This is a genomic window from Peribacillus sp. NPDC097295, assembly GCF_044761665.1.
Lineage (GTDB): Bacteria > Bacillota > Bacilli > Bacillales > DSM-1321 > Peribacillus.
The window spans coordinates 25,350-33,893 of the sequence record NZ_JBIWCW010000001.1; the positions used below are offsets into that span (position 1 = coordinate 25,350).

Here is an 8,544-nt window from a genome sequence, read left to right on the forward strand (position 1 = left end):
AAAATAACCAAGTTGCCTTGGTTATTTCTGTATTTCTTTCTTATCAATATAGATTTGACCATTAATGAACCCGCAAATCGAGACTTCATTTAACTTTAGGTTTCCATGCTTTTTCAACTGATGCAGAAGCCAGTATTTATCTTTCCCTATGTACGCTAGGTTTTTTTCCTGTATCTGTCCGTCGATGACAAGCGGGTAAGGAGTTTCTATAGTTTTTGACTTTTTACCTTGGCTTTTTCTAATTACGGAGAGCTTGCCTGAAGATTCAAGTATTGCAAATTGCACCTCATTTAAATCACTGATACCCTGTTCGCGAAGCTGTGTCAACAAATCATTAAAATTATACCGTTGACTTCTCATTACTTTCTCATCTATTTTCCCTTGGTTGATGATGATTTGTGGTCGACCATCCATGAGATAACGGAACTTTACACTCTTCAATGAGAAAAAAGCTAACATGATTTGAACCATCGCCAGGACGAACATAGGAAAAATCGTTTTTAAAAATGGCTTATCATTTTCCTCTAGTACCAATACAGCAATGTCTCCTATCATGATCGATACCACTAAATCCAGGATGCTAAGTTCCCCGACCTCTCGTTTTCCCATCAACCTAAAAAGGAGCAAAATGAATAAATAAACAAATAAGGTTCTTAACCCACTGCTTAAATAATCTTCCATAGTAAAGCACTTCCTTCACCTTTATCATGGCTGGCTTGTCGAGTAATTACTCTATTTTTTTAAAAAATCCCCTGAAGGTTCCCTAAAGCTGGTCTAATGTGCATAAAAGTGGAATATGCTTGTACAAACACATCAACAGGCTAGTTGATCCAGCCTTTTAAAAAGGGGGAATAATCATCGAAACAAAAAAAATGAGTGTCGCCGTACTCTATGGCGTCGGCTCCATCTTTGCCATAGCTGTGATTGCAAGTTTTCTATTTTCCATTCTTCTTCGTTTCACTTCATTGACGGAATCATCCCTGACATACGTAATCATGATCGTATCCTTTATCTCATTGTTCATTGGTGGTTTTATTTCAGGGGGAAAAGGTCAGAAACAGGGATTATTTTTAGGTGGTAGTACGGGCTTATTGTATCTTTTAGTCGTGTTCCTTTTTCAATATTTGGGGCATGATGCCCTTTTCACCATGAAACAGTGGATTTATTATGGCTGCTTTGTCATTACTGCCATGATGGGTGGCGTACTGGGGGTAAATATGAGTTCAGAATCACGAACAAATTAAAATAAAAAAAAACCGGGCACAAGGCTCGGTTTTCGTCTGTCTTATAACTGTACTTCTCTAGCTGGTGCGCTTTCCGTAATTTCACGGATTGCTGCACGGTCAAAAGTTAATTTTGAACCGTCTGTAGATTTAATAACGATTTTCAACTCATCGATTGCATCGATTGTTCCATGCATTCCACCGATAGTAGCAACCTTATCGCCTTTTTTCAAGCTCTCTTGCATGTTACGTGTAGTCTTGGCGCGTTTTTGTTGCGGACGGATAAGTAGGAAATAGAACAATACGAACATTAAGATTAACGGAAGTAATTGTGTTAAACCACCCATTTATATTCACTCCTTTCATTTTTAAAAGTATTTATGGAATTAGAAGTTTTTCGCATTTGGTTCATTGAAACCATATTGTTCGAAAAACTCTTCCCTAAAGTCTCCAAGGCGATCTTCTCGGATAGCTTGTCTGACCTGTTCCATCAAGTTTAACAGAAAATGAAGATTGTGGTAAGTCGTCAAACGAATACCATATGTTTCTTCACATTTAATTAAGTGGCGAATGTATGCCCGGCTATAATTCTTACAAACATGGCAATCGCAATTTTCATCGATAGGGCCAAAATCACGTGCATACTTCGCATTTTTCACCACTAAGCGGCCCGTACTTGTCATCAACGTACCATTACGGGCTATTCGTGTTGGCAATACACAGTCAAACATATCAACACCGCGGATTGCGCCGTCAATCAATGAATCGGGTGACCCAACCCCCATTAAGTAACGAGGCTTGTTCGTTGGCAGTAATGGACTAGTGAACTCAAGTACCCTGTTCATGATATCCTTAGGTTCACCTACTGATAAACCACCAATAGCATACCCCGGGAAATCAAGGGAAACAAGGTCTTTTGCACTCTGTTTACGAAGATGTTCGAATTCCCCACCCTGAACGATACCAAACAAGCCTTGATCATTAGGACGTTCGTGAGCATTCAAGCAACGTTCTGCCCAGCGTGAAGTTCGTTCAACCGACTTCTTCATATACTCTTCAGTAGCCGGGAATGGTGGACACTCATCGAATGCCATCATGATATCTGAACCTAGTGCATTTTGGATTTCCATAGCCTTTTCAGGAGATAAAAATAATTTATCACCATTAATATGGTTTCTGAAATGAACTCCCTCTTCCTCAATTTGACGAAACTTACTTAGAGAGAACACCTGAAAACCACCAGAATCGGTTAATATCGCACGATCCCAGTTCATGAACTTATGCAGTCCACCAGCTTCTTTAATGATTTCATGACCTGGACGCAGCCATAAATGATACGTATTGCTAAGTATGATGCCTGCACCCATTTGTTTCAATTCTTCTGGTGACATCGTTTTGACAGTAGCCATCGTTCCAACCGGCATGAATGCGGGTGTCTCGAAAGTACCGTGTGGTGTATGAACGCGGCCTAGCCGTGCCCCAGTCTGTTTACATGTTTTGATTAACTCATATCGTATTGCAGTCAACGCAATAACTCCCTTCAAGAGCCTATCACTCTTTATATTACTTGATTAACATCGCATCTCCAAAACTAAAGAACCTGTATTTTTTTTCCACTGCCGTTTCATAGGCATGAAGAACATTTTCCCTGCCTGCAAGTGCAGAGATCAACATGATTAACGTTGATTTTGGCAGATGGAAATTCGTGATCATCGCGTCGATCCCCTTGAATTCATATCCAGGATATATGAAAATGCTTGTCCAGCCATTTTCTTCTTTGAACACCCCGTCATTACGGGAAGCAATCGTTTCTAGCGTTCTCGTCGAAGTCGTGCCAACAGTGATAATTCTTCCACCGCTCTCCCTCACTTCATTCAATAAACGCGCTGTGCCCTCGGTCATTTGGTAAAATTCCGAATGCATTTCATGATTGTCAATATCGTCCACACTCACAGGGCGGAATGTTCCCAGCCCGACGTGAAGGGTAATGAAAGCGATATGAACACCCATGTCCTTCAGCTTTTCAAGCAAGTGCTCCGTGAAGTGCAGTCCAGCCGTAGGTGCTGCTGCAGAACCGCGTTCACGTGCAAAAACGGTCTGGTAGCGGTCCTGGTCGTCAAGCTGTTCTTTAATGTAAGGAGGTAACGGCATTTCGCCAAGCTCTTCCAAAATCTCATAAAAAATGCCTTCATAATGGAATTTCATAATCCGTCCACCATGATCAAGGATACCTGTGCAGACAGCCTTTAGCTTACCATCCCCAAACACGACGGTCGAGCCCACTTTAATTCGTTTCGCAGGCTTAACAAGCGTTTCCCAAACATCGTCACTTTCTTGTTTTAGCAAGAGAACTTCGATTTTCCCGCCTGTTTCCTCTTTACTACCATAAAGTCTCGCTGGGAGCACCTTCGTATCATTCAATACAAGGCAGTCACCCGGTTTCACATATTCCGTAATGGAACTGAACACATCATGTTGAAGTTCGCCCGTTTCCTTGTCCAATACCATCAATCTACTAGCTTCTCTGTCTTCGAGAGGAACCTGGGCAATCAATTCCTCCGGTAAATGAAAATCAAATTCTTCTAATTTCATCTGTTCCACTTCCTTACTTGTCTATCATGAAGTAATTTATTTAAAACGGCTAATTAGATAAAAAATAGCTGACAGCACGATGCTGACAATGATCGAGGTCACGATAGGAAAATAAAAAGTCGTATTCCCCTTTTTAAAGAAGATATCTCCCGGCAGTCTGCCAAGCTGGATATACTTCATCGCAAATCCAATCACAAAAATGATCACACCTAAGGTCATGACGGTTTTAGGTACATTCATCTCTCAGGCATCTCCATCCCGAAATGCTCATAAACAAGTGGGGTGGCAATCCGTCCACGAGGGGTCCGTTGCAAGAAACCGACCTGCAGTAAATAGGGTTCATACACATCTTCAATCGTATGCGCTTCCTCCCCAATCGTAGCTGCAATCGTCTCCAATCCCACAGGACCTCCACGAAACTTTTCGATGATGCCTTTAAGTAATTTATGGTCAATATGATCAAGTCCTAAACGGTCCACCTGCATTAACTCCAATGCATAATCTGCCAGTTCCGTCGTAATCGTGCCATCACCACGGACCTGGGCAAAATCTCTTACACGTCGTAAAAGACGGTTAGCGATCCTAGGTGTTCCCCGAGACCTTCTCGCAATCTCACCGGCTGCCTGGTCATCCATTTCCGTATCCATGATTTGGGCCGTACGGAGGACGATGTCGGTCAGATGATGTTCCGTGTAATATTCCAAACGGCTCAAGACGCCAAATCTGTCTCTTAAGGGCGCCGAAAGGGAACCAGCCCGTGTTGTTGCACCAACGAGTGTGAATGGCGGCAGGTCAATCCTTATTGACCGAGCCTCCGGTCCCTTTCCGACCACGATATCCAGACAGAAATCCTCCATGGCTGGATAAAGCACTTCTTCAACGACACGAGGTAAACGATGTATCTCATCAATGAATAATACATCACCCGGTTCAAGCGCACTTAAGATGGCTGCCAAATCTCCTGGCCTCTCAATGGCAGGTCCGGAAGTGGTGCGTATATTCACGCCCATTTCGTTAGCGATGATGACGGCAAGCGTCGTCTTACCAAGTCCAGGCGGTCCATATAAAAGCACATGATCAAGCGTTTCTTCGCGCATCCTTGCCGCTTCGATGTATACACTCAAATTCGCCTTCACTTTATCCTGTCCAATATATTGCTTTAAGTTTTGCGGTCGCAGGCTTTGTTCAAAGGATAGTTCGTTCAGATCGGCTTCCTGATTGAAAACTCTCTCCTCCATTGCGCCACTCCTTATCTTAACATCATTTGCAATGCTTTCTTAATGTATTGCTCGGTTGTCATTTCTTCCACTTGCAGTTTTTTCGCGACCTTCTGTATTTCTTTTTCCGAATAACCAAGGGCCTTCAAGGCCAGAATCGCTTCATCCAGCTCTTCAGCATACCCAGTTTGATTGATTGGCGATGGAACCCCTTCATTAAACAAGTTCGGGAAGGCATCCGGGATGATATTCTCAAGCTTCCCTTTTAAGTCAAGAATCATTTGGCGCGCCGTCTTCTTCCCTACTCCAGGGAATTTCACCAAGAATGTTTCATCCTCATTCTCAATGGCTTGCACAACCTGATCTACCTGACCCGATGCCAGTATAGCAAGAGCCCCTTTCGGCCCGATTCCCGTCACATTCAATAATTTCGTGAACAACGCCTTTTCCTGACGTGTCTGAAATCCGTACAATGCAATCATATCTTCACGTACATAATGATAAAGAAAAACTTGAATCTCTTTCTTGAATTGGGCGGAAAAAATAAAAGGGTTCGGAGTCAGCACTTGATATCCGATCCCACCATTATCCACGACTATGTATTCAGGTCCAATATAATCGACCGTGCCTTTTATATAATCATACAAATTAATTCTCTCCCTGATTTTGCTGTACCTCTCATTTTATCATAAAAGAGGATGGAAGTTCATTAAAAGTTATTTAGTAATTGGTGATGTGCCCCTCCCATACCATATAGATCGAACAAACCATAATCAATATATTCCACCCCCTGCAACTTCATAACTATTTACCGGTTGTTTACCATCCGTTCTCCAATTCTTCAATCCAAACAAAAAGGACGGGCCTATTCCCCGTCCTAATTAATCGAATATGGTTCATATTCTTTAATGAGCTGTTTATATTGATCCTTATTGACGATTGGGATGCCTTTTTGCAATTCTTCCTGCTTATATACTTCCAACTTCCCTACATCCAATTGATAAAAGGTATGAATGATTTTGGCATGTTCCGGTCTCCCGATAAAAATGGACAATGTCCCATCCTCTTTCATTCCTAGATAACCGTTCGCTTTGAGTAGCGGTGATATATCATTTTCTGTTTTATTCAATACAATGTGATCTTCATTTTGATTGACCACATTCCATCCTTGATATTTCGACCAAAAATCTTCCATGGTCCATATTTTCTCCGTTAACTTTTCTTCACTTAATTCCCCATCAAGATATAATCGCTGAAGAATGACCTTTTGTTCAATCGGCTCATTTTCCTGTTGTTTTGCTTCCTCGGCAAAAGCCGTCAAACAATATGGAATGACGAGCAAGGCGAAGAAAAACTGAATTTTAAGTTGTTTAATCACTAAGATCACCTCTCAAGGCGTTTACTTTTTACATAGTTTGACCTGAAAACAGATTATTAACCAGAAATAAATCGCAATTTCCAGCAACCTTTTCAAATAAAAAAACTGACTCCATTTGAAGTCAGCTTCACATATTCATTTAATATGATCTTCATGAATATCAAGGTTATCGAACATGTCGTTAGCATCGAGGACAATTAATTCTTTTGTACCCCCGTCCCTAAGGTTATTATCGAGGGTCATGGTCCGAAAGTATACACCTTCATCAGTCGTTACATAAAGGGTCCTGCCTTCTGTATAAGGCTTGACTTGATTCCAAACCTCTTCTTTGATCGCTGATGCCTGATTATAATCATCTAGCAATAGAGCCACTAACATTTCATCTTTCATGACGATGGCTCGGGCATCGATGACATCTTCCACACGATTTGCAATAATATCCACATGATCGACTAAAGCACCTTCATACGAATTGTAATAGGATGATTTAGTTCGGATTGGTTTGCTTTCGTGACCATGATAATTTCGATTACGCTTACTGTATGCATCATCTTTGCCATACAGGTTCTCTTCTGTATTATGCATATTTATTTGGCGAACCAGTGCGTTTTTTTCCGTTTTGTGGTACCCGGCGTCAATGGGGTCTTCCGCCGTATCATTATTGCCACAGCCCACCAAACCTACAAAGAAAACCGTGCAAAGCGGCAGTGCCCATTTACTTTTTTGCACCAACAATCCCCCCTTGCTAAATTGAGCCTATCCTCTCGCTCGTATTTAGCATGGGTGTTTAGAAGGTGTTTCAATCTGTTAGTTACGCCCAATATAGCTACGATTTACCTTTTGGAAATCATGTCCGCCAACTTTTCGTTCATCTCCATCCGCTTGGAAAACCCCTCTACCGTCATTTTCCACACAGAATGAAATTGGGATGAACTTTTATTATTCCGGTTCCACTCACGAAATATATCAGTAGGGAAAGTCAATGCATAAAGAAAAGTGCGGTCTTTCTGATATTTTTTCAACTGTGGAACTTCCCATATCATGTTTGCTGGATCATCAAGATGATGTGAAATCCGATTCGCATACTGTAAATAATCAATGCAGCGTGGTGCCTTCGCCATTAAATCGAAGTCAATTAATGCAAGGCTCCCATCTTCTCTCCGCAAAAAATTATGGTGGGCACAGTCCCCGTGAATGATGACCATTTTTTCCTTACTCCATTTAGATTGGTTTTTTTCAAAACCATCCAAGGACCATTCACCCCACCTTACCCATTCATTGATGATATCGTCGGCAACATATTGCCGTGTATAAGAAATGTTCTTTTTAAACAACTCTAACCGTTCTTTCCATTTTTTGTATTGATTAAATACTGGAGCAGTGATGGGAAGCTTTTCTGTAGCATCGTGAAACTTTTCCAGCAATTGAATACCCTGCAAACGGTCTTTGGAATTGGAAAACCGAAACTTTTTCTTACTAGGAGGGATATAGTCCATACTGCCATACCATTTCCCTTTAAATTTGAAAGGCATTAATTTCTGATGAATATGGTACGTTTGATTAAAGCCCCTTTGACTTAGCAAAGAAGTCAATTCCCTTTGTCGATCCCACTTTTCGAAACTGTCGAACCCTTTAAGAATGAGGGGAGGATTTTTCTTGAATGTAATTAAATAGACGTTGCTTTGAAGATAGTGGATGGTCTTTGGCTCGCGGTTTAAATAAGAGAGGAGACGAGTGTGAAAAACACTGTCCCCCTGGTAGTTAGTAGTCATCACTTTCATCCGCGTAGGTTGGCATTCCGAATGTCTCAGGTGCTTGAACGCCCCCAAATTGACCTGGTTGACCACCCATTTGTCCTGGCATCATCGCTTCAGGATGACCCCCAAGCTGTCCTCGCATCATTCCTGGCTGTCCGCCAAATTGCCCCGGCATCATACCTGGTTGGCCCCCCATCATGCCTCCCATTTGGTTGCCCGGCTGATTGCCCATCATATTTCCCATTTGGTTAACAGGGTAGTTGCCCATCATGCCTCCCATTTGGTTGCCTGGCTGATTGCCCATCATGCCTCCCATTTGGTTGCCTGGCTGATTGCCCATCATGCCTCCCATTTGGTTGCCCGGCTGATTGCCCATC

11 protein-coding genes and 1 pseudogene are annotated in these 8,544 nt (G+C 42.1%); 1 reads left to right on the top strand and 11 read right to left on the bottom strand.

Features of this window, described 5'->3' with window-relative positions:
* Window positions 1-21: 21 nt before the first annotated feature.
* Complete coding sequence (locus tag ACIQXN_RS00110; protein ID WP_402960507.1) at window positions 22-681, bottom strand: DUF421 domain-containing protein; 660 nt, start codon at window positions 679-681, stop codon at window positions 22-24.
* Window positions 682-872: 191 nt separating this feature from the next.
* On the opposite strand from ACIQXN_RS00110, the gene ACIQXN_RS00115 reads away from it, so the two are divergent.
* On the top strand, window positions 873-1,244 hold the full coding sequence (locus ACIQXN_RS00115; protein ID WP_402960510.1) for a TIGR04086 family membrane protein: 372 nt from the start codon (window positions 873-875) through the stop codon (window positions 1,242-1,244).
* 41 nt (window positions 1,245-1,285) lie between these two features.
* Here ACIQXN_RS00115 and yajC read toward each other — a convergent pair whose 3' ends face one another.
* The 10 genes and pseudogenes from yajC to ACIQXN_RS00165 all read right to left on the bottom strand — a co-directional run.
* Complete coding sequence (gene yajC / locus ACIQXN_RS00120; protein WP_402960512.1) at window positions 1,286-1,570, bottom strand: preprotein translocase subunit YajC; 285 nt, start codon at window positions 1,568-1,570, stop codon at window positions 1,286-1,288.
* Between the two features lie 39 nt (window positions 1,571-1,609).
* Entirely contained in the window at window positions 1,610-2,749 is a 1,140-nt protein-coding gene (gene tgt, locus ACIQXN_RS00125; RefSeq protein ID WP_402960514.1) for a tRNA guanosine(34) transglycosylase Tgt, read from the bottom strand.
* A 37-nt stretch (window positions 2,750-2,786) separates the two neighbouring features.
* Window positions 2,787-3,815 carry a tRNA preQ1(34) S-adenosylmethionine ribosyltransferase-isomerase QueA gene (gene queA / locus ACIQXN_RS00130; RefSeq protein WP_402960516.1) on the bottom strand — a complete coding sequence of 343 codons (1,029 nt, stop codon included), beginning with the start codon at window positions 3,813-3,815 and terminating at the stop codon, window positions 2,787-2,789.
* 36 nt (window positions 3,816-3,851) lie between these two features.
* Window positions 3,852-4,055, bottom strand: a complete 204-nt coding sequence (locus tag ACIQXN_RS00135; protein WP_402960518.1) for a DUF2905 domain-containing protein — start codon at window positions 4,053-4,055, stop codon at window positions 3,852-3,854.
* On the bottom strand, window positions 4,052-5,053 hold the full coding sequence (gene ruvB, locus ACIQXN_RS00140) for a Holliday junction branch migration DNA helicase RuvB (protein ID WP_402960520.1): 1,002 nt from the start codon (window positions 5,051-5,053) through the stop codon (window positions 4,052-4,054). Before ruvB ends, ACIQXN_RS00135 begins: the two co-directional genes overlap by 4 nt.
* 11 nt (window positions 5,054-5,064) lie before the next feature.
* Entirely contained in the window at window positions 5,065-5,679 is a 615-nt protein-coding gene (ruvA, locus tag ACIQXN_RS00145; RefSeq protein ID WP_402960522.1) for a Holliday junction branch migration protein RuvA, read from the bottom strand.
* A 230-nt stretch (window positions 5,680-5,909) separates the two neighbouring features.
* Entirely contained in the window at window positions 5,910-6,410 is a 501-nt protein-coding gene (locus ACIQXN_RS00150) for a BofC C-terminal domain-containing protein (RefSeq protein WP_402960524.1), read from the bottom strand.
* A gap of 135 nt (window positions 6,411-6,545) precedes the next feature.
* Window positions 6,546-7,139 carry a YhcN/YlaJ family sporulation lipoprotein gene (locus ACIQXN_RS00155; RefSeq protein ID WP_402960526.1) on the bottom strand — a complete coding sequence of 198 codons (594 nt, stop codon included), beginning with the start codon at window positions 7,137-7,139 and terminating at the stop codon, window positions 6,546-6,548.
* A 104-nt stretch (window positions 7,140-7,243) separates the two neighbouring features.
* Window positions 7,244-8,182: a phosphotransferase gene (locus ACIQXN_RS00160; RefSeq protein ID WP_402960528.1), complete on the bottom strand. Its 939-nt coding sequence runs from the start codon at window positions 8,180-8,182 to the stop codon at window positions 7,244-7,246.
* A pseudogene (locus ACIQXN_RS00165) lies at window positions 8,172-8,544 on the bottom strand (hypothetical protein); the annotation flags it as partial. The gene ACIQXN_RS00160 and the pseudogene ACIQXN_RS00165, both read right to left, overlap by 11 nt.

What these genes read in the sequence shown, in the direction of transcription:
- yajC (WP_402960512.1), bottom strand. Translation starts at nt 1,570, where the DNA reads ATGGGTGGTTTAACACAATTACTTCCGTTAATCTTAATGTTCGTATTG.
- queA (WP_402960516.1), bottom strand. Translation starts at nt 3,815, where the DNA reads ATGAAATTAGAAGAATTTGATTTTCATTTACCGGAGGAATTGATTGCC.
- ACIQXN_RS00135 (WP_402960518.1), bottom strand. Translation starts at nt 4,055, where the DNA reads ATGAATGTACCTAAAACCGTCATGACCTTAGGTGTGATCATTTTTGTG.
- ACIQXN_RS00160 (WP_402960528.1), bottom strand. Translation starts at nt 8,182, where the DNA reads ATGACTACTAACTACCAGGGGGACAGTGTTTTTCACACTCGTCTCCTC.
- ACIQXN_RS00110 (WP_402960507.1), bottom strand. Translation starts at nt 681, where the DNA reads ATGGAAGATTATTTAAGCAGTGGGTTAAGAACCTTATTTGTTTATTTA.
- ACIQXN_RS00115 (WP_402960510.1), top strand. Translation starts at nt 873, where the DNA reads ATGAGTGTCGCCGTACTCTATGGCGTCGGCTCCATCTTTGCCATAGCT.
- ruvB (WP_402960520.1), bottom strand. Translation starts at nt 5,053, where the DNA reads ATGGAGGAGAGAGTTTTCAATCAGGAAGCCGATCTGAACGAACTATCC.